The organism is Anabaena sp. UHCC 0399 (assembly GCF_034931465.1).
GTDB classification, from domain to species: Bacteria; Cyanobacteriota; Cyanobacteriia; order Cyanobacteriales; family Nostocaceae; genus Trichormus; species Trichormus minutissimus.
This window is the reverse complement of the sequence record NZ_JAYGGZ010000025.1, coordinates 1-20565: the sequence shown is the minus strand read 5'-3', so window position 1 is coordinate 20565 and position 20565 is coordinate 1. Positions and strand designations below refer to the sequence as shown.

The 20565-nt window shown below is 41.1% G+C and carries 22 protein-coding genes; 13 read left to right on the top strand and 9 right to left on the bottom strand.

The window, feature by feature from the left end:
• Positions 1 to 98: 98 nt before the first annotated feature.
• Positions 99 to 1784, bottom strand: coding sequence for a potassium-transporting ATPase subunit KdpA (gene kdpA, locus VB693_RS14865; protein ID WP_323266936.1), 1686 nt, complete (start codon positions 1782 to 1784; stop codon positions 99 to 101).
• 273 nt (positions 1785 to 2057) lie between these two features.
• A complete protein-coding gene (priA, locus tag VB693_RS14860; protein WP_323266935.1) occupies positions 2058 to 4649 on the bottom strand; it encodes a primosomal protein N' in 2592 nt (863 codons plus the stop codon).
• Positions 4650 to 5431: 782 nt separating this feature from the next.
• On the opposite strand from priA, the gene VB693_RS14855 reads away from it, so the two are divergent.
• From VB693_RS14855 to petJ, 3 genes are all read left to right on the top strand, one after another.
• Positions 5432 to 6601 (top strand): RpoD/SigA family RNA polymerase sigma factor, encoded by a 1170-nt coding sequence (locus VB693_RS14855; protein WP_323266934.1) that lies wholly within the window; start codon positions 5432 to 5434, stop codon positions 6599 to 6601.
• 111 nt (positions 6602 to 6712) lie between these two features.
• Positions 6713 to 7210: a GNAT family N-acetyltransferase gene (locus VB693_RS14850; protein WP_190697758.1), complete on the top strand. Its 498-nt coding sequence runs from the start codon at positions 6713 to 6715 to the stop codon at positions 7208 to 7210.
• A 100-nt stretch (positions 7211 to 7310) separates the two neighbouring features.
• Entirely contained in the window at positions 7311 to 7643 is a 333-nt protein-coding gene (petJ, locus tag VB693_RS14845) for a cytochrome c6 PetJ (RefSeq protein WP_323266933.1), read from the top strand.
• A 119-nt stretch (positions 7644 to 7762) separates the two neighbouring features.
• Here the strand turns inward: petJ and VB693_RS14840 are convergent, their stop codons facing one another.
• Positions 7763 to 8347 carry a TetR/AcrR family transcriptional regulator gene (locus VB693_RS14840; RefSeq protein WP_323266932.1) on the bottom strand — a complete coding sequence of 195 codons (585 nt, stop codon included), beginning with the start codon at positions 8345 to 8347 and terminating at the stop codon, positions 7763 to 7765.
• A gap of 125 nt (positions 8348 to 8472) precedes the next feature.
• Between VB693_RS14840 and VB693_RS14835 the strand changes: the two genes are divergently transcribed.
• Positions 8473 to 8949 (top strand): GNAT family N-acetyltransferase, encoded by a 477-nt coding sequence (locus VB693_RS14835; protein ID WP_190697753.1) that lies wholly within the window; start codon positions 8473 to 8475, stop codon positions 8947 to 8949.
• A 468-nt stretch (positions 8950 to 9417) separates the two neighbouring features.
• Positions 9418 to 9672 carry a hypothetical protein gene (locus VB693_RS14830; protein ID WP_323266931.1) on the top strand — a complete coding sequence of 85 codons (255 nt, stop codon included), beginning with the start codon at positions 9418 to 9420 and terminating at the stop codon, positions 9670 to 9672.
• 87 nt (positions 9673 to 9759) lie between these two features.
• Here VB693_RS14830 and VB693_RS14825 read toward each other — a convergent pair whose 3' ends face one another.
• Positions 9760 to 10008: a Ycf34 family protein gene (locus tag VB693_RS14825; RefSeq protein ID WP_323266930.1), complete on the bottom strand. Its 249-nt coding sequence runs from the start codon at positions 10006 to 10008 to the stop codon at positions 9760 to 9762.
• Between the two features lie 89 nt (positions 10009 to 10097).
• Here VB693_RS14825 and VB693_RS14820 point away from each other — a divergent pair, with 89 nt between their 5' ends.
• Positions 10098 to 11369 carry a CCA tRNA nucleotidyltransferase gene (locus tag VB693_RS14820; RefSeq protein WP_323266929.1) on the top strand — a complete coding sequence of 424 codons (1272 nt, stop codon included), beginning with the start codon at positions 10098 to 10100 and terminating at the stop codon, positions 11367 to 11369.
• Between the two features lie 8 nt (positions 11370 to 11377).
• On the opposite strand, the gene VB693_RS14815 is transcribed toward VB693_RS14820, so the two are convergent.
• Positions 11378 to 12331 (bottom strand): Rieske (2Fe-2S) protein, encoded by a 954-nt coding sequence (locus VB693_RS14815; protein WP_323266928.1) that lies wholly within the window; start codon positions 12329 to 12331, stop codon positions 11378 to 11380.
• A 129-nt stretch (positions 12332 to 12460) separates the two neighbouring features.
• On the opposite strand from VB693_RS14815, the gene VB693_RS14810 reads away from it, so the two are divergent.
• Positions 12461 to 13237: a transposase-like zinc-binding domain-containing protein gene (locus tag VB693_RS14810; RefSeq protein ID WP_416233392.1), complete on the top strand. Its 777-nt coding sequence runs from the start codon at positions 12461 to 12463 to the stop codon at positions 13235 to 13237.
• Here VB693_RS14810 and VB693_RS14800 read toward each other — a convergent pair.
• Both VB693_RS14800 and VB693_RS14795 read right to left on the bottom strand, forming a co-directional pair.
• On the bottom strand, positions 13234 to 13446 hold the full coding sequence (locus VB693_RS14800) for a hypothetical protein (RefSeq protein ID WP_323266927.1): 213 nt from the start codon (positions 13444 to 13446) through the stop codon (positions 13234 to 13236). The genes VB693_RS14810 and VB693_RS14800 overlap by 4 nt on opposite strands.
• Positions 13447 to 13450: 4 nt before the next feature.
• Positions 13451 to 14152 carry a Coq4 family protein gene (locus tag VB693_RS14795; RefSeq protein WP_323266926.1) on the bottom strand — a complete coding sequence of 234 codons (702 nt, stop codon included), beginning with the start codon at positions 14150 to 14152 and terminating at the stop codon, positions 13451 to 13453.
• Positions 14153 to 14245: 93 nt separating this feature from the next.
• Between VB693_RS14795 and VB693_RS14790 the strand changes: the two genes are divergently transcribed.
• Positions 14246 to 14881, top strand: coding sequence for a TetR/AcrR family transcriptional regulator (locus VB693_RS14790; RefSeq protein WP_323266925.1), 636 nt, complete (start codon positions 14246 to 14248; stop codon positions 14879 to 14881).
• 1 nt (position 14882) lies between these two features.
• On the opposite strand, the gene VB693_RS14785 is transcribed toward VB693_RS14790, so the two are convergent.
• A complete protein-coding gene (locus VB693_RS14785; RefSeq protein ID WP_323266924.1) occupies positions 14883 to 15491 on the bottom strand; it encodes a hypothetical protein in 609 nt (202 codons plus the stop codon).
• Positions 15492 to 15677: 186 nt separating this feature from the next.
• Positions 15678 to 16265 (bottom strand): thylakoid membrane photosystem I accumulation factor, encoded by a 588-nt coding sequence (locus tag VB693_RS14780; protein WP_323266923.1) that lies wholly within the window; start codon positions 16263 to 16265, stop codon positions 15678 to 15680.
• 224 nt (positions 16266 to 16489) lie between these two features.
• Between VB693_RS14780 and VB693_RS14775 the strand changes: the two genes are divergently transcribed.
• The 5 genes from VB693_RS14775 to VB693_RS14760 all read left to right on the top strand — a co-directional run.
• Positions 16490 to 17833, top strand: coding sequence for a Mur ligase family protein (locus VB693_RS14775; protein ID WP_323266922.1), 1344 nt, complete (start codon positions 16490 to 16492; stop codon positions 17831 to 17833).
• Between the two features lie 158 nt (positions 17834 to 17991).
• A complete protein-coding gene (locus tag VB693_RS14770) occupies positions 17992 to 18813 on the top strand; it encodes a type 1 glutamine amidotransferase (RefSeq protein ID WP_323266921.1) in 822 nt (273 codons plus the stop codon).
• Between the two features lie 159 nt (positions 18814 to 18972).
• On the top strand, positions 18973 to 19770 hold the full coding sequence (locus VB693_RS14765; RefSeq protein ID WP_323266920.1) for a leucine-rich repeat domain-containing protein: 798 nt from the start codon (positions 18973 to 18975) through the stop codon (positions 19768 to 19770).
• Positions 19745 to 19858 carry a hypothetical protein gene (locus VB693_RS29050; RefSeq protein ID WP_416233391.1) on the top strand — a complete coding sequence of 38 codons (114 nt, stop codon included), beginning with the start codon at positions 19745 to 19747 and terminating at the stop codon, positions 19856 to 19858. The genes VB693_RS14765 and VB693_RS29050 overlap by 26 nt, the downstream gene beginning before the upstream one ends.
• 135 nt (positions 19859 to 19993) lie before the next feature.
• Positions 19994 to 20565: transposase family protein (locus VB693_RS14760; RefSeq protein WP_323266919.1), on the top strand; the 572-nt coding region annotated here is incomplete at its 3' end.

Below are 20565 nucleotides of genomic sequence, written 5' to 3'. Positions count from 1 at the left end.
AAGTCAAAATTAAATAACTCTTGGGAACTGGGGATTGGGCATTAACAGTGAACAGTTTCAAGTGACTGATAGCTGATTTAAGTCTCCCCTCTTCCCTTCTAACTACCAGACGCTAGTTTAAACCCTTCAGCAATAGGGCCTAGTGCTAACACTGGGAAAAATGTTAACACTCCCAAAATCAAGACGATGCCGGCTGTAACTGTTGTAAATATTAAGGAATCTGTTTTGAGTGTGCCAGGGGTTTGGGGTACTGTTTGCTTGCGAGACATACTATCAGCTAACAATAAGACGGCAACCATCGGAATGTAGCGTCCGGCGACGATGGTGATGCTGGTGCTTAAGTTCCACCACAGGCTATTATCTGTGAGTCCTTCTAAGCCAGAACCATTGTTGGCACTAGCTGAGGCATACTCATAAACTACTTGAGAAATCCCATGAAAGCCTGTGTTGGTAATGCCAGAAAGGGAAAAGGGATAGGCGAGGGCGATCGCGCTGGGAATTAAGATTAATATGGGGTGAATCAGTAAGACGACGCTGGCAAGGACGATTTCGCGTTTTTCGATTTTGCGTCCAAAAATTTCTGGGGTACGTCCCACCATCAAGCCGGTTAAAAATACGGTGAGAATTAGATAAACAAATAGATAAGCTGTTCCCGTACCTTGCCCACCCCAGATAATTTGCAGGAATAAGTTAAATAATGTCGCAAATATTCCTGATGGCATTAAGGAATCGTGCATTCCGTTGACTGCACCTGTCATGGTAGCGGTTGTTGTGACTGCCCATAATGCTGTCTCTGCCCAACCAAATCTTAATTCTTTCCCTTCTAAATTTGGTTGATCTACACCCAACGTCCCATTTACGATGGGATTGCCTTGTAGTTCTCCCCCGGCGGCTACCCAAATTAGAATTACAAATACTACAAATACCATCCAAAATAATAGCCAAGCCTGTTTCATGTTTTCGGCGAATACGCCATAGGCATAAATCATGGCGGCGGGGATCGCAATCATGGCGATGATTTCGAGCAAGTTAGAAGCACTGTTGGGATTTTCAAAGGGATGAGCGGAGTTAGCAGTAAAGAAACCACCGCCGTTTTCACCCAACATTTTGATCATTTCCCAGGAGGCTACTGGCCCTCTGGCTATGTATTGAGTACCTCCCTCTAGGGTGGTGAGTTCTAACGGTGGTTGTAATGTTTGCGGTACACCTAATAAAACTAAGGCGATCGCACCAATCACTGAAATAGGCAATAATATTCTAGTAACGGCACGGATCAGATCAACGTAAAAATTCCCCAGTTTTTTGCCTGTGAGTCCCCGAATAAAGGCAATACCTACTGCTATCCCCGTAGCAGCTGAGGTAAACATCAAAAATCCTAACGCTGCAACTTGGGAAAAGTAACTCAGGGTTGTCTCAGGAGTATAGTGTTGCTGGTCGGTACTTGTGACAAATGAAACTACAGTATGCAGTAGGATATCCCAACTAGGAGCAGCAAAGCCATTGGGATTCCAAGGTAACAACCTCTGAAAATATATCAGTGAATATACAAGAATACCCATGCACAGGTTAGTGTATAGTATCGCTCGCACATACTGCCAACCCGTCATTTCATCTTTTGGGCGAATACCAGCAAGAACGTAGAAGCTGCGTTCTATCGGATTCATTAAACGATCTAATAATGTCCTTTCGCCAAGGAACACGCGAGCTATGTATTTACCTAAAAGGGGTGTGATTGCTATCACAATACACAGCGTTAAACCAATTTGTAATAAACCTTGTCCCATTTATTTTGTACTCAATTTTTAGCCAATACTGTCTAATTCTTAGAGATAAAAAATAACCTACTTGTCTAGAGGAGTGTGAGCAATTTGGCAATATTTCACACCACCTCATTCATTTAGCGGTAGTTACAGTTTGCTGTCTTGATGATTTTGTAGTAGATGTTTAAAGTTTCCATCAAGAACACTTAAATTAATTTCATTTTTACTCTGTGCCTCTGTGTCTCTGTGGTGAAATTAAGAGATTTTTAACCACCGAGACACGGAGACACAGAGGAATCATATGATATTTAACGGGTCTACATCTATTGTTAAGCTAACGCTATCACAACAGAGCGATCGCACTGCCTCCCAGTCGGGTAATTGGGGTAAGGCTTCTGAGTCGAATTTGAGTAATATTTGCCAGCGAAAACGGTTGGCGACGCGCATCACACTAGCTGGTGCTGGCCCTAATATTTCAAATCCTGCCTTCGCTGTTAAAGCTGTGGCGATGATTTGGGCTGTATTCTGGACTTGGATGGGATCAAGGCTACTCAAGCGCAATAAGATTAATCTGCCTGTGGGTGGATAATTGAGGTCTTGCCGTTGTTCTAGTTCGGCTTGCACGAATGAATGATAGTCGTGATTCCTGACTGCTTCAATGACGGGATGTTCTGGGGTGTAAGTTTGCATAATTACTCTACCGCGATCGTCACCTCTGCCGGCACGTCCAGCTACTTGAGTCAAGGTTTGAAAGGCTCGTTCGCTGGCGCGATAATCTGACAGGTGCAGCAAGCCATCAGCCGAAACTACCCCCACTAATGTCACTTGGGGTAAATCTAAGCCTTTGGTAAGCATTTGTGTCCCCACTAGTAAATTTGCTTCGCCGTTCGCAAACCGAGTCAGTAGGGTACGATGTGCGCCTTTGGTGCGGGTGGTATCGCTATCAAAACGGATGTAAGTCAAGTCTGGGAACTGTCGGCTTAATTCTTGGGTGACTCGCTGAGTCCCGCTACCAAAGAATTTCAGGTAAGGGGACATACATTCAGGGCAGTTTTGAGGATGCGATCGCACATAATTACAATAATGACAGCGTAGCAGTTGTGGTGCGCCTACTTCGGTTTGGTGGTAAGACAAGGACACATCACAATGGGGACATTCCAAAACATAACCACAGCTACGACAAGAGACAAAGGTGCTGTGTCCCCGGCGATGGATAAATAAAATCCCCTGTTGTTTTGTCTGTTGTAGTTTTTCTAAAGCTTGTTGTAGCGACCTACTAAATATAGAACGATTCCCGTCTTGCAGTTCTTGCCGCATATCCACTATTTCTATTGGTGGTAAGGGGCGGGAATTGATGCGTTCGGGGAGGGAGAGGTAATGAGTGCTGAGTTGTGAGTGCTGAGTGCTGAGTGAGGGAGTGAGGGAGTGAGGGAATGAGGATTGGGGTAAAATTTCCCCTGCTTCCCCTGCTCCCTGCCCCCTGCCCCCTGCCTCGTCTCCCCCCACATTCACCCAACTCTCTAAGGAAGGTGTTGCTGAACCTAATACTAGGGGGCAATTTTCCAATTCTGCCCGCCATTGAGCGACGGTGCGGGCGTGGTAGGTGGGGATGGGTGAGTCTTGTTTAAAGCTGGAGTCGTGTTCTTCGTCGAGGATGATTAAACCTAGGTTGGGTAAGGGTGCAAAAATGGCACTACGTGTGCCGATGATAATTTGCGGCTCGCCGGTAAGCATTTGTCTCCAGGTGTCGTAACGTTCGCCTTCGGAGAGTGCGCTGTGATAGACGCTGATTCTACTCCCAAAGCGGGCGCGAAACCGATCTGTGAGTTGGGGTGTGAGTCCAATTTCTGGGACTAAAACTAATGCTGATTTACCCTGCTTGATCAGAGGGGCGATCGCTTGCAAATATACTTCTGTTTTGCCTGAACCTGTGATTCCATGCAACAAGACTTGATGAAATCCCTCTAGCTGTTGAATGGTTTCTAAGGCATTGGCTTGGGCTAGATTTAATGATTTTGATGTATCTAAAGCTAATGCTTGACCTTGTTCTCTTCGTAATATTTCCCGTTCTTCTATAACAATGTAACCTTTTTGTTCCATCGTCTTGAGGACAGAGGAACTGGCGTTAGTAATTTGCAATAATTCACTTTGCCACAACTCACCGCCACGTTTTCGCAATACTTCTAAAATTTCTCTCTGTCGCGTGGTTATATCTCTCTCTATGGTGTCAATTAATATCACTGCTTTTTGTCTTTTTGGTCGAGTTGTGCGCGGAGGTTCTAAATAGCTTTCTACTAAACCAATTCGCAGCAATTCCCTCACTCCCCGATAGGCAGATTTGACTTTTTGTTGTAAATAAGCGAAACTATAATCCCCTGCTGATTGAGCCTGCAAAAGTTTAAGAATTTGCTGCGCTGTTGGACTCAAAAAAGCAGTAGAAGTTAATAGGTCTTTTTGTTTGATAATTAACCGGATACGACGTTGCGATCGCCCTAATAATCCAGGTGGTAATGCCACTCGTATCACTTGAATTAAAGGTGTATAGTAATATGATGCTACTTTATTTAACAATTCCCAATAAGCACTGCTAAAAAAAGCCGAACTGACTACATCTTCTACTTCCCGGATTTTTTCTAGTGGTATATCAATGTTGGGTTGGCTCAATAATCTAACTGCGATCGCGCCTAATTGTTGTGCGCCAAAAGGTACACTTAATATGTCTCCTGGTTGAATTTCTAGTTGGGCTGGTAAACGGTAAGTAAACAGTCCTGTATTCCCTGGACAATCTACTAAGACTTCGACGTAGCGATTTCTATTAGTTGATGTTCGGTAAAAGTCCGTAGTCTCATGAACCACCAAATTATGTGAATTTACGTTGTTAATATACATAATGTCTAAAATGTAAAGATAAATATTCTTATTTGTGTGAACTAGAACAGCAAAATTCGCTGAAATCGCCAAATATAAAATTTTCCTCCTGTCGAAGTAAATTGTATTTCACAATACTTTTATCACCCATAATACTTGATAAGTTTCCTCTTATGTAATCTACTAGACAAATTGAACTCACCCATACGTGCAATAAATATTTGAAGTCTACTATAAAAAATCAAACTATATCCCTGAAGATTTCCGAAATAGTTTATCTATTTACTAAATAGGGAATAGCGTTTTTCAGCCCGTTGATAGATATTCAATCCTTTCTATATATGAGATGCTTTTATACAAACATTTTTTTGGAAATAGTAAATTGCCTGATTATTAGCATTAATAATTTTTATCGTCACCTGATAACTCCAAACCCACAACTACGACGATTAATTTCATAAATCTCAATTAAACACCCAAAACATTTACAAAAGTTCAAATTCTGTGATATCTAACGGTATTTTATCTAAATTGTGCAAATTGATAAAGGTTTAAGGGGTTTGACAGATTCGGAAATTAATAAAACAATAAGTGTATATATGTTGTGACTGAAGAAAATAAAATTTGGGTGCAAAACTAATATGATGGAGAAGTTCAAGTTAGTGGCAACAAATAACTGTCAATTAAAAATTAATTTTAACTTCTATCAATAAATTCGCATCAGGCTGGGTTTTGAGATTAAACAGGTGCATTCATACTTAGGGAACTGTCAATTATTATTAGTGAACAGCTGCCATTAAATTATGTACCAAACCAAGCAACAATCCCTCAAGGAAACTATGAATATTGCTGAATTGGGAACAATGGAAATACTTGAGAATACTGTTGAACAGGCAGAAGAAAATCTTGACAGTTTGGAACTAGTCATAGAAGAAGAAGTCCCAACCGTAGAACATCTGGAGTCAGATGAGCGGGATGGGGATCAAATGGCAGCTGCTCGTCCTTCTGGGTATAATAAAACCGAGCATGATGATGCTGTAGGTGCATTTTTTAAAGAAATGGCACGCTACCCATTACTCAAACCTGATGAAGAGGTAGAGTTAGCTAGGCGAGTCAAATTTTTAGAAGACGTCAAAGATTTACAAGATGCTCTGCAATTAGAATTAGCAGAGCAACCTACCAAAGCGCAAATAGCTGCACGATTAGAAGTTACAGAAAAGCAGCTAGAACATCGTTTATATCAAGGTCGAGTTGCCAAGCGGAAAATGATTCGCTCGAACTTGAGATTAGTAGTATCAATTGCGAAGAGATATTTAAATCGGGGAGTTCCTTTTCTAGATTTAATCCAAGAAGGGGCAATGGGTTTAAATCGGGCGACAGAAAAATTTGATCCCGATAAAGGATATAAATTTTCTACCTACGCTTATTGGTGGATTAGACAAGCCATTACCAGAGCGATCGCTAATGATGCCAGAACTATCCGTCTACCCATCCACATCGTAGAAAAACTTAATAAACTCAAAAAAGCCCAACGGGAACTCAAGCAAAAACTCCGCCGCAACCCCTCCGAAGCAGAAATGGCTGAAGCGTTGGAAATCAGTGTCCAACAACTGCGCCAACTGCAACAGTTAAGAAGACAAGCACTTTCTCTCAACCACCGTGTCGGTAAAGAAGAAGACACGGAACTGATGGATTTATTAGAAGATGAAGACAACTTGTCTCCTGAAGCAAAAATGAATGAAAACATGATGCGTCAGGAGATTTGGGAGGTTTTAGGAGATGTTCTTACCCCACGGGAAAAAGATGTGATTTCTCTCCGCTATGGTTTGACAAGTAGCGAACCCTGCACCCTAGAAGAAGTGGGTAATATGTTCAATCTCTCCCGTGAACGAGTGCGCCAAATTCAAAGTAAAGCTATGCGGAAATTACGCCGCCCTCATATAGCTAAACGTCTCAAGGGCTGGCTGATTTGAAGGCACGGGGCAGGGAGCAGGGAGCAGGGGGAGAAAAACTAATGACTGTTGAGTGTTGACTATTGAGTGTTGACTATGGACTAATGACTATGGACTATTGACCATAGACTCATGACTGTACATGGTGATTTAATTGTGCGTTTTGCTGAACCTGATGATAGCAAAGCACTATTTGGCTTAATTCAAGGGCTAGCGGAGTACGAAAAACTATCTCATGCTGTAACTGGCGATGTTTCCGCATTACAGGAGCATTTATTTGGCTCACGAAAGTATGTAGAGGCAATATTAGCCGAATACTCAGGTAAAGCTGTAGGTTTTGCGCTATTTTTTCATAATTACTCAACCTTTTTGACTAAACCAGGGCTTTATCTTGAAGACTTGTTTGTTTTACCAGAGTATCGGCGGCAAGGCATTGGCAAAGCACTGCTGATAAAATTAGCTCAAATTGCTGTGGAAAGAGATTGCGGCAGGTTAGAGTGGAGTGTTCTTGACTGGAATGAGTCAGCGCAGGCATTTTACCGAAGCATGGGAGCATCGATTTTAGACGAATGGAGAATTTGCCGCGTCACAGAGTTAGCAATTAGCCAGTTAGCAGCTAAAGAATCATGAAGTTTGACAGACCGTCTTTTGACGCAGGTAATTCAGTCGCCTGAAAATTATATAGGAAGATATTGGGCTGAATAAGCCTTTGTTGCAGAGAGAACACAAAATGAAGAAAATTTTTTCAATCTTACTGTTAGGCATAGCAATCTTCACTTTTGCCTTCAGTAATTCCGCTTTGGCTGCTGACAGTGTAAATGGAGCAAAAGTCTTTAGTGCTAACTGTGCTTCCTGTCATGCAGGTGGTAAGAATCTGGTGCAAGCTAATAAAACCTTGAAGAAAGATGCCTTGGAACAGTTCGGTATGTACTCAGCAGAGGCGATTATTGCTCAAGTAACAAAGGGTAAAAATGCCATGCCTGCTTTTAATGGTCGTTTAAAGCCTGACCAAATTGAAGATGTAGCAGCTTACGTCCTGGAACAAGCAGATAAAGGCTGGTAAGTAGAATCAGGCAGAAATTTTCTCATCTTTTTCAATGGAAGAGTTATCCTGCACTAATCCAGGTTCTCTAAAAAATAATCCCTCCATCTAAAAATATAGAGAGAGGGATTATTTAGTATTCAAGATGATGCCAGTAAAGCATTAATATGTCGGCGTACAAGGTATTGTTGTTGCTCTGCCGAGAATTGCTCAGGACAGATGACAACTCCAGTACCAATGCCATCCACTAGGGCGATGAGTACATTGGCTTCGAGAGTTACATCAAGATCGACTCGAATCAGATTAGCTGTTTGCAAGTCAGCTAACTCTTGAGAAATAAGTTGCTGTAAAATGTCATAGCGTTTTTGGTGTTTTTGAACTAGATGTTCGCGCCCGATTGAATAGCCCAAAAACGCCACCCAAACTTTCCAATCGGCTTTGTCACTCATCTTCAGAGGGAGAGCCGTAAGAATCATCTGTTCTAGCCTGTCAATTCCTTGCCGTCCCTTGATACAGAATTTCATGTCCTCTAGGACGTTTTTAAACACTCGTTCTAGAGCAAATAAGATGAGTTCTTCTTTATCTCGAAAGTAGTGGGTCACAACGCCCGTAGAAGAGCCAAGTTCCTGCGCGATCGCCCGCATACTAGCACGATCTAATCCTTCACGGATAATCACCCGCCATGCCGCATTAGCAACTTCAATGCGGCGATCGTCATAACTCATAACTCTCCTTAGTTTGCAGCCACATAAAATAATTATCTTGACATCTCATCATAACAGTTGTTATATTTCCTTTGCGACATAACAACTGTTGTCATATTTTTTCTTTTACATACCTGGAGTTTGCTATGATCCGACCAATCATGCCCGACGACAAAGATGCACTAATTGCCTTAGCCGACTCTATCGAACTCTTTTCATCCGACGAACTAGAGGAGTTGCGTCAGATGTTGACCGATTCGTTGAGCAAAGATAGCAACACTCATCCATTCTGGATTACAGACGACGATGAAGGACTTGTGGGATTAGCCTACTGTGAACCCGAACGAATGACTAGCGGGACATGGAACTTGCAATTGATTGCCGTCCACCCGACTCACCAAAGGCAAGGACGTGGTGCGAAACTGCTACTCTTTGTAGAGCGGACTTTGGCAGACCGGGGTGCGCGGGTATTACTAGTAGAGACGATGGGTACTCCAGATTTTGAGTATGTGCGAGCGTTCTATCGAAAGAACGGTTACGATGAGGAAGCACGTATACGCGAGTTCTATGCAGAAGGGGCGGACAAGATTGTTTTCCGCAAGGCACTATCTACTCAGGGGTAGCTTATGCAGTGGACTAGCCATAGCATAGCTGGCAACTGAAAGCCATCTTGATGCAACTACTCAATTCAGATTACGTCTAATGCCAGCCAGCTAAAAACCCGGTTGAGCCGCCTACCGAGAGATATTGGTGACGATGCAGAAGTTACTGGCAATCCATAAGGATTAAAGTCCTTACTACAAACTTCAAGACATAAATTAGAGATTTCTGTCTAATTATTTGATTTCTCATATTCGATTAATTAGATAACATCAGAATTAGGTTAGACACAATATCAGAAATGTTGCACAAATATTTGGCAACTGCAAAAATGGCTGTACAAATTTATTTTTTGCGGTTTGATTCGCGCCTACCATCATTTATTTGTATTTTTATTCAGCCATTCCTAAGTATTGATGCAATTCCTCTCTACATTCCATTATGTCTAACTAATTTTGTTGTTAAATATGATTGATTCAGGAGCAAGTTAGATGGCTAATATCACAATTGATGAGATTTATGCTACAGGTCATGATTTGTTTCAAGATGCTGAAACTTTTCTTGATAAATTGACTAATCAAACAATAGAATTGATTGCCGGCGGTGGTTATAGTAGTGGCTTTGGATTTGGTACTTACAGTGGCTCTTATTCCCAAGCTTCTTACAATTCTTTTCCGAGAAGCTACTACTCAGGAGGCTATGGTTACGGCTATGGCTATGGCTATGGACATGGAAAATGGTTTTAATTCATAGCTCATAAATCTAAGTTGTCATCGGAAAAGTGATTTAAAAAACTTTTCCGATTGTTGTATGATGAGATTTGACTTTCTTCATCAAGTTGGCACTAATTCGCCTGGACGTAGCTTCGACCATTTACCAGTTTCTTGTTTAAAGCTGAGACAACCAACCACATCCCATTCCATTTCGATCACATCTTCTTGAGTACGGATGTTAACGTTGATAGAAGGTTCATTGGGATCAAAATTTGGGGTTTGTGTTAAGTGGGGCTGTTGGTGCTGTGTCTCGACGGCATTATAAGTTACACAGCGATCTACATAGTGGCAGTTTACGCAAATACACATAATAGAACCAACTCCAGATGCCTTGATTATTGTTAATCTAGCTTAAGCCAAACCTTTATTCACCTGTTGCTGGGTTGATTTTTATTAAGATGTACCCTTCTGTTCTTGCTAACTTAGCTCCTGAAAATTGGCCTTTTAGTCTGGAATGGTTGCCACAACCAGCTTACATGGTAGGCGGTGCAGTGCGGGATGCTATCTTAGGTAGAAAGCGTGAATATTGGGATCTTGATTTTATTATCCCATCGGATGCGGTGAAGGTAGCAAGAGCGATCGCACATCATTACCAAGCTGGTTTTGTCTTACTCGACTCTGAACGCCAAATTGCTCGTGTGGTGTTTCCTGATGCGACGGCTGATTTTGCTCAACAGGAAGGACAGAGTTTAGAGACTGATTTACATAGAAGGGATTTTACAATAAATGCGATCGCCTATAATCCCCACACCCAAAAAATCATCGACCCTCTACACGGCTGTGATGATATACAGTTGAGTCTATTACGCATGATATCACCCAGCAATTTAGCAGATGACCCTCTGCGCCTATTGCGTGCCTATCGCCAAGCTGCTCAACTGGGTTTTAATATTGAGCCAAATACCCAAAATACTATCCGGGCTTTAGCATCGCATATATCCCAAGTAGCCGCAGAACGAGTCCGGGTAGAAATTGGTTACTTGCTAGCTAGTTCTCAGGGTACACCTTGGATAACCAAGGCTGGGGAAGATGGGTTACTTGCACCATTCTTTCAAAACGCCACTTCTAAAAGCTTCGACAAATTAGCCACAGTTGACACCGTAGCGACATTAGTTACAGAAAATTGGCCACAGCTAGGTGTAGAACTACAACATTATGTGCGTGATACAGTCAAAACTACTTGGTTAGGTCTTGCTAAACTGGCCTGTCTTGTCCATCCAGAGCCAACAACAGCAGAAAACGAACTACAGGAACTTACCTATAGCCGCGCTGAAGTTCGCGCTATCACCACTGCTTTGAAATTGTTCCCTCAGCTAAAGTTAGCTGATACCGTGCGAGAACAGTATTTTTTATTCCAAGAAGCAGGAATTGTATTCACGGCTACAATTTTGTTAGCCTTAGTGTACGATAATCTGGTAGAGCCGATGTCTGGCACAAATCCTTTCGGGGTATACGCACCATTGATCAGCCGCTACCTTAACCCTGATGATCTGGTCGCTCATCCCACTCAGCTAGTAAGTGGTAAAGATATAATGATAGCACTAAATATTCCGCCATCGCCAGTTGTAGGTCAACTGCTGACAGAAATTGGTGTAGCACAAGCTGAGGGGAAAGTCTCAACACCCCAAGAGGCGATAGATTTGGCGAGGGAGATAATTACTAATTCGTAATTTATTGCTCACCATTCACGATAGAGCTTTTGGGCATGAAACATAATTTCTTCGTTGGGTAGGCGAATTTTGGCTGGCTGGTGAGGATAAGATGTTTCAATGGCGCGTGTATCTTGCTCTACAACTGTTCCCACTGCACTTAATATAAAGCGTCCCATTAATGGCTTGAAGATTGGGTGTTTGGGTTGGCTATAGACTAAAACGAAGGTTTTAGTTTGGGTTGCGGTTTCTGGGTACAACGCATGAACTTGCAAAACTTCTCCAATGGGGAAATCAGCACGAAAAGTTGTCAGTGCGGGGAAAGCATATTCTAATATGCCTGTGTACGTCTTGGGTGCAGTGAGGACAACAGGATTTTTGAGGATATCATTCCAGGTACTATCTGCACGATCTAGTTCTTGCACAACTTGAGCATGATAGCCATCATGCTCAAATACGGGGATGCGATTGGCTTTTATGCCAAATAACTCTCGGTGTGTGCCGTTTTGATGGTTGTAGTCATAGTTGATAGATATACTGTCCACAAAAGTACCGCGAATACTTTTTTCTCCAGCTACACCTAAAAAGCTCATACCTGCACTGAGTGTGGAGATGAGATTCGGGACGGGAATTTTGGGAGTATAGCCGCCGTATGTCCAAATACAATCGTCTTGAATCACTAGTTCCAAAGGACTAGTGAGGGGTTGGCTTCCCACTTTACCAGCATTGTGAAGTCTTCCCTGTCCATCAAACTCTAGCGCATGGAAGGGACAGGCAATTGTACCCCTATCTGAACAAATCCAGCCATCTGATAACGGTGCTTGCATATGTGGACAAATATTATCAAGGGCAAAAACTTCACCTTGTTGATTTTGCCACAGTACATAGTCTTGTCCATTCAAGGTGATTTTATAAGGTTTGTTAATGCCTAGCATGGAACGATGAGCAATTAACCACGGTGCGCCAAGCAGAATTGCTTCCATAGGAGTCCCCCAAGTAAGGTATGTGAAATGAATGCGAACGTTGAGCGATCGCCATCACTAGATTAAAATTGTGACGAAAGTTTCATATTTAAATCTAAAAATACGACATATTCTTCATGTTTGTCAACTATGATTAGAAAAAAATCAGACTCTACTTTGATGCGTCGTCAACCGCAGCAAAAGCGGAGTCAAGAACGAGTAGAGAAAATTCTCCAAGCAGCAGCAGAAGTATTTGTAGAGGTGGGATATGAAGCTGCAACCACCCACATGATTGCGGCGAAGGCTGAAACGGCGATTGGTTCTCTATATCAGTTTTTTCCTGATAAATTAGCAATTTTTCACGCTCTGGAAACTCGTCACATGGAACAGGTGACAAAGATTAATATCCAGATGATGCAGTCAGCAGACAAGCAAAAGCCATTATCAGAGTTTATTGAACGCATGGTGAATACCTACGCGGAATACTTTGAAAATCCTATGTCTCGTGTCGTGTACATCCAGTATTTTGTTGCACCAGATTTGTTTCAGTTATTTGATGAAACCTTTAATGAGCAGTTAGTCACACAATTCGCCGTCTTTTTTCGGCAGTGGAATCCAGATTTAGCGGTAGAAAAAAGCGAACTTTTAGCAGAAACGGTTCACATATGTTACAACGCTTTACTACTGAATGCTTTACGCCAGGATGCAAACCAAAGACCAGCGCGTTATGCGGAAATTAAGGCTTTATTAGTCGCATATTTGACTCCTCACACACAGCAAGCAGCGAAGCAGGTAATGAAAGTAATGATGTGTCCTTACTGTAATTCATCCCGCTTATCTAAAAATGGGCATCGTCACGGGAAGCAACGCTATCTCTGCAAAGACTGTGGTAAGCAGTTTTTGGAAAAATCTATCCAGGAGATTTAAAGCCAAAATTCTGGTTGAATTAATTCAATAGCGATCGCTAACAGATTAGCAAAGTCCAACTTATAAAATAGTATCCAAAACCGAACTCGTTCGCGCATTTGCTCAACACTGGCAGCAAATATCACGCGTCTACCCTGTATAACCAGAGATAACCAGGGGTAAGTTTTGCGAATGAGACGAAACCAGAGATGGCAAGGTTTTGTCAACATAGAGTTAGGCGTTCAATGGTTGAATATTTAATTCAGCTTGCCATTGAGATAGAGGTTTTTCCCAAGCATCTTCCCACTTTTGAGCAAATAAGGGCTTTGCTTTTAATCCCATCATCCAGCCTTGGGCAATGGTTTCGAGAAGTTGGGGTAAATCTTCTGGAGTGAGTAAAGTTATGCTTATCAAAGCATTGGCAATTAACATCCCAGCCAGGGGTAGGCGAAACTGTGCTAAATAAAATGCCTGTAGTCCAATTTCCTCAATGCTGCTCGCACTAAAACCCGTAATCAGATGCCAAATATCATGAGTTTGTTGCCAGCGATACTCGATATAAGCGGTATCTGAATTGATGTCAATATCTAAATCAATACGTTCAAAACCCAATTCCTTGAGTCTGGAAGCGTAGAGATAACCCAAGGAATCAGGTGGAAGTTGCAACAGTTGCTCTAAATTATGGGCTGGAGGACTGTAACGTTCTTGGATTAAACTTGCCACATCGGGATTAATCTGCATAGCTTCAGCCGCCAGTTCAAAAGCGCGGCTATGAATTAAGATGCTACTCAGTTCATCAACGGCATCTAGACTGTCTTCTGTTGTGAGTAATGTAAAAAAGCCTTTCATCGCTGTCAAAAACTGGAAATTCATCTGCCGTTGGACTTCCGAATCAAGTGTAAGCGGCTGAATAGTGGCAGGGTTGAGGGTTTGCATGACAAAAACTCGTGAAGAGGGGATAATTAATATGAACACCGTTCACGTTTTCAATATATGAACAACGTTCATGTTTTGTCAAGATTTAAATTAATGACAGCGAAAAATTCCCCCAACGCCTCAAAAATGCGTCGCCAACCGCAGCAGTTGCGGAGTCAAGAGCGAGTGGATAGCATTTTGAATGCAGCAGAGGAGTTATTTATTGAGGTGGGATATGAACAGACGACGACGCGAGCGATCGCAACTCGTGCTAAAGTTCCGGTAGGTTCGTTGTATCAGTTCTTTCCTGATAAAGAAGCTATTCTCAAAGCCTTAGCAACTCGATATTTCCAACAGGAGTATCAGTTGTTTGCCCAACTGCACACACAAGAAGCAGAGACTTTACCTGTAGAGGTGTATGTTGATAGGGTGATTGATGCTTTCGATCATTTTATGAATAGCCATCCGGGATATCGGGCGGTTTATGAACAACTACTGAATTTGATGACATATCCAGCAATTGAGGCCATGGATAAGTACGAATATCGGATTGTTGATGAACTCGCGGCTTTTTTTGGTAGAATTAACCCTACACTAGATGCTGAAAAATGTCAGGCGATCGCTTTGGTAATAGTGAAAGTAGTGGGTGATTTGCTATGGCTAGCTACAAACCAAAATCCTGAAATGCGTCAACGGCTTTTAACAGAAACAAAAATATTAATGTTGGGTTATCTGAATAACTATCTATAAATCAACCAATCGGCTGATTACCAGGATTGACAGCATGAATAAACTCACTACCTGATTTTGGTCTACCACGTTTATAACTGGCTTCTTCTGGTTTACCCCATCCCATCTGTAAAATCATCTCTAAAAAATTAGCATTTTCCCACTTCGAGAAACTAGCCCATTCTGTTATTTGAGCAATTCTTTCTACATCAGGTACTGTAATTTTTTGATATTGTTTACTATTATTAAAACTCAAATATAAATCCATTTGTGCAGTGACTTCATACCAAAAATTCAAAATAGAATTTTTCGCTGATTTGATTATTTCCAAATCATTAGCCAGGGCAATTAATTGGGTATCTACTTCTGGATAGCGCAGGCTTTTACCTTTGACTGTCATCTCGCGCCAAACAATTCCCGAAACTTGATTTTCTTGTTGATAAACGTGAATAGCAGCTTTAAAATCTTGATAGGCGGTGAATTTTTGTAGCCCATCTGTTCTAATAAACTGGTCAATCAAAGGATTACCAGAAACTGTTACTTCTATCTTCAGACGTTCTCCTTTAAGGCAGGCTTGACGTTCTTCTGCCAAAATTTGAATTAGTTCCTCGGTAGTGTAAACCTTTGACATCAGAACACACTCTACTCGTCATTGGTCATTAGTCAATCATTATTCACTAGTCAAAAGCCTTGGAATGTTGACTAATGAATAATGACTAAAAAATTTGATATCTCAACATTAGCTTTTACAGGATGAAGAATACAGTAACAGGCGGTACGAAAATTTAGGGCAGACCAAATTAGTCTACCCCAAAATTTATTTGGCTAATTCACTACTGAACTCATTAAAAGATCGGCGTTTTAACTGTGTTGTTTCGGTGCGGGGTAATAAATCAAACACTTTTCGCAGACTGTCATCTATATCTTCATAGGCGACTTGACCCTGCTTATTTAAAACTACCTCACCTGACTGATTAAACACTACAACTTGAGGCACACCTCCAGTATAGTAATATCCTGGTTCTGTGGGTTCATAGCTTTGTTTGGCTGGGATAGTGTCAATATTAAGTGGCATAATCTCAGCTACTTGACCATAAAATTCCTGTATCCGGGAAATAACGATCGCATACTGTTTACAATCACGGCTATCATCCAGATAGAAAGCCAACACCGTTGGTTTATGTTCGGCTAAAGATTGCGCTAGGGTTACTTTAGGTGGTACTAGCGAACCGTTACCAGCATAAACTACGAAGATATTGCCATCATAAAGGTCATCGTTAACACCTGCTAAAGCTGACTGTGTACTAACAATTAATAATAAAGTCAGTAAAAACAGGCATTTGGAAACCAACCGCCGCCAGTCAGCATTTTTTTTATGTAAAAAAGAAAACATGATACTAATCATCAAAATGCACCTTGCAAGCTACTATTTATCGTTAGGTGTGCTGAATTAGGCAACCAGGGCTGGATATATAATTACGCCCGTCCACTATTTTTTAAGATAACGCCTAGGGGGATCTATGGGATAGGTGATAGGTGACAGGTGATAGGGGACAGGGAAAAGCTGGGGAAGAAAAACTATTGACTATTGACTATTGACGATTGACTATTGATCAAAAGAATTAGGGTATGGATGTGGGTAATAAGATAAAACTTATAGATAGAGTGCGTTTAGGGTTTGCGGTGTTGGTGGCGAAAAGTGTCACCTTTGGGGTAAAGTCGCTGCGTCTGGGTGCTGCTAGTGTATTACCAGGGGCGATCGCTCGCCGTATTGAACCCCGACTGTTAGAATTATTGAGCCAGCAAGTCAAAAACGGCGTGATTATGATTGCTGGTACTAACGGCAAAACTACTACGGCGTTGCTATTATGCACGATATTGGAAAACAAAGGTTTTCGTGTCTGTCATAACTCCACGGGTGCAAATCTGGAAAATGGTTTGATGACAGCTTTCCTAGAAAACAGTAACTTGGTGGGGACGCTGGATGTTGATTATGCAATTCTGGAAGTAGACGAGAATATTGTTCCCAAGGTATTAAAACCACTCCAGCCAAAAATTATCCTGTGTTTGAATCTATTTCGGGATCAACTCGATAGATACGGCGAAGTAGACACCATCAGCAAACGGTGGACAAAAGTTATCTCGACTCTCCCACCAGAAACAGTAGTTATTCCTAATGCTGATGACCCAACTTTATCCTATCTCGGTCAACAGTTACCCCAAAAAGTATTATTCTTTGGTTTAAATGAACCAGAACATTATTTAGAAGCTATTCCTCACGCCGTTGATTCTATTTATTGTCCGCGATGTGGACATTCTTTAGATTACAAAGGTGTGTATTTATCTCATTTAGGAGATTTCACTTGTCCTAGTTGTGGTTTTACTAAGAGTCAACCAGTGTTAGTAAGTAGTGAATGGCAACAAATTTTAGTTGGTTTATACAACAAATACAACACCTTAGCCGCAGCCACAGCCGCTATAGAATTAGGCGTTGATGAAAGTACAATTCGCAATACTATTAATAACTTTCAAGCTGCTTTTGGACGTGCGGAAGATTTAGTGATTGATGGTAAACGAGTCAGAATTTTATTATCAAAAAATCCCGTCGGGACGAATGAGACAATTCGCGTTGTGACTCAAAGCACCGATAAAACCACATTAATGGTGTTAAACGATCGCACTCCCGATGGGACAGATGTATCCTGGATTTGGGACGTAGACACAGAAAAACTAGTCGAACGTGGCGGGACTTTAGTAGTGAGTGGCGATCGCGTCTATGATATGGCCTTACGTCTGCGTTACAGTGAAAAATCGCCCCAGAGTAATATAAATTTAATTGTTGAGGAAGACTTAAAGCAAGCGATCGCCACTGCTTTAGAACACACACCAGCAGATGAAACCCTGCACATTCTCCCCACCTACTCAGCCATGCTAGAAGTGAGAGAAGTCCTTACAGGTAGAAAAATTCTTTAAATTAGGTAATAGTCACGCGATAACCCCTCTCCAAACCTCTCCCCTGCAAGGAGAGAGGCTTTGATTTTTGCTCCCCTTCCCTTGTAGGGAAGGGGTTGGGGGTTAGGTCTAAAAGAATATTGCCACACAGCTTATAGTCCCTTCTACTCCCTAAAACCATGACTTCCCCACAATTAGAATTAACAATCGGTTGGCTATATCCTACATTAATGAGTACCTATGGCGATCGCGGTAATGTGATTACTATAGAACGTCGCGCTCAATGGCGGGGATACAGTGTGAAAGTATTACCCCTTGACCAAAACTCCACAGCAGATGATATTAAATCTGTAGACGTGATAGTAGGTGGTGGCGCACAAGACAGACAGCAAGAAATTGTCATGCGTGATTTGCAAGGCGCGAAAGCTGAAGCCATCCGCGAGAAAATCGAAAACGGTACACCAGGAGTTTTTACTTGTGGTTCACCCCAACTCTTAGGACACTATTACGAACCAGCTTTTGGACAGCGCATTGAAGGTTTAGGGATACTTGATTTAGTCTCCATCCATCCCGGCGAAAATACCAAGCGTTGCATCGGTAACTTAGTTATAGAAGTTACAGCTAACCGACTCGCGAAAGATTTAGAAGCAATGACAGGAAGCAAACCCTATTTAGTGGGTTTTGAAAATCACGGCGGACGCACCAAATTAGGTAAAGTGGAAGCCTTGGGAAAAGTCGTATATGGCTTAGGTAATAATGGTGAAGATGGTACAGAAGGCGCGTTTTATCAAAATGCGATCGCCACTTATTCCCACGGGCCATTATTACCTAAAAATCCCTTTGTTGCTGACTGGTTAATTCAAACAGCATTGCGATTAAAGTATCAGCAGCCAATCACTTTACAACCTTTAGATGATACTTTAGCTATGCAAGCTAGAGAAGCAATGTCTAAAAAACTGCAAGTTAACCTACCAAAATCTGCTGCGGTAGCTAAAGTCTAAAACTCATCTTAATAGCAAAATCTCTATTAACAACCCCTCTTGACAATTATGAGGGGTTATTTCGTCACAATTACATAGAATGTCCATATTGTATGCTATTTTTATACTAAATAAGGCTGTTTTTTCTCATCTTCCTCTAAAATTCTTGGTAACAAACAGATGCTAATCACACCTCAAAGTGTACAACAAGAAATTCAAGAAGCGAAAGAAAAGCATCTTAAAAAATTAGATTTAAGTGGACTATGCCTAACTGAAATTCCTGATGAGGTATTTGAGTTGGAATGGTTGGATATCTTGATTGTTAGCTACAACCAATTAAAACAGATACCAGAAGCGATCACCCGCCTACAAAATTTAACTACCCTGCATTTAAACGACAACAGATTAAAACAGATACCAGAAGCAATCACCCGCCTGCAAAATTTAACTATCCTGGATTTAAGAAGCAACGGATTAAAACAGATACCAGAAGCAATCACCCGCTTGCAAAACTTAACTATCCTGGATTTAAGAAGCAACGGATTAAAACAGATACCAGAAACAATCACCCGCCTACAAAATTTAACTACCCTGTATTTACGCGACAACGGATTAACACAGATACCAGAAACAATCACTCACCTGCAAAATTTAACTACCCTGTGTTTACGCGACAACTATATCAAAAATGCACCACTAGAAGTTGTTGAAGAAGGCATTGATGCAATCAGAGATTATTTTCGACAATTGGCAGATGAAGGTACAGATTATTTATATGAAGCGAAGTTGTTAATTGTTGGCGAAGGAGTGTCAGGTAAAACAACTCTAGCCAAGAAAATTGAAGACGAAAATTACAAAATAAAAGAAGAAGACTCAACAAAAGGAATTGAGGTAATACAGTGGCATTTTGAAATAAAAAAATGGGCAAAATTTTCGAGTCAATATCTGGGATTTGGGGGGACAAGAAATTTATCATGAAACACACCAATTTTTCCTCACCAAGCGTTCTTTGTATGCAGTGGTAGCAGATAATCGCGGCTCTCCTAGAGTGGTTATGATAAAATAGTATAAATAAAATAGATAACTGCTCATATTTCTATCATAAAAAACATCTCAAAGCGAGTCTGGGGTAGAGATACAAAAATAATTAGAACTAGAAAATATAAAAAAGGTTGAGATAATAATTAGTGATTTAATAAATATGCCATCTAATCCCTTGCTGCACTTTATTACTAAAGTTATTAATCTTGAAGATATCAAGGTTATTAATTATGACTTTATCACTAATGATGAAATAGTCATAGAAGTCGAAAATAAGCTAAAAGTTGGTCAATGTCCACAGTGTGGAAATACAACTGATAAAATCCATCAAAATCATTGGTATACAGTCAGAGATATACCTCTGAGTGATTATCAAGTATTGTTAAAGGTAAATCGTCGGCAATTGAGATGCACAAGATGTCGTCCAGTATTCAGTGAGTCACTAGATTTTATAAAAACTAGAAGAACCTATACAAAAAGACTAGCGATGAAAGTAATTAAGGAAGTATTAGAAACGAATGTAGAGAGTGCAGCCATTAGAAATAGAATGACAGCATCGGAGGTAGAAACCTTATTAAAAGAACAAGAAGCTGATTTACTCAAAGAAAAACCTCTTCAGCTAAAAAAGTTAGGCATAGATGAAATAACCCAGCTAAAAGGAGGAAAAAACTATGCGGCTGTATTAGTAGATTTAGAAACAAGAAAACCAATAACCTTGTTGGAGAAAAGAAA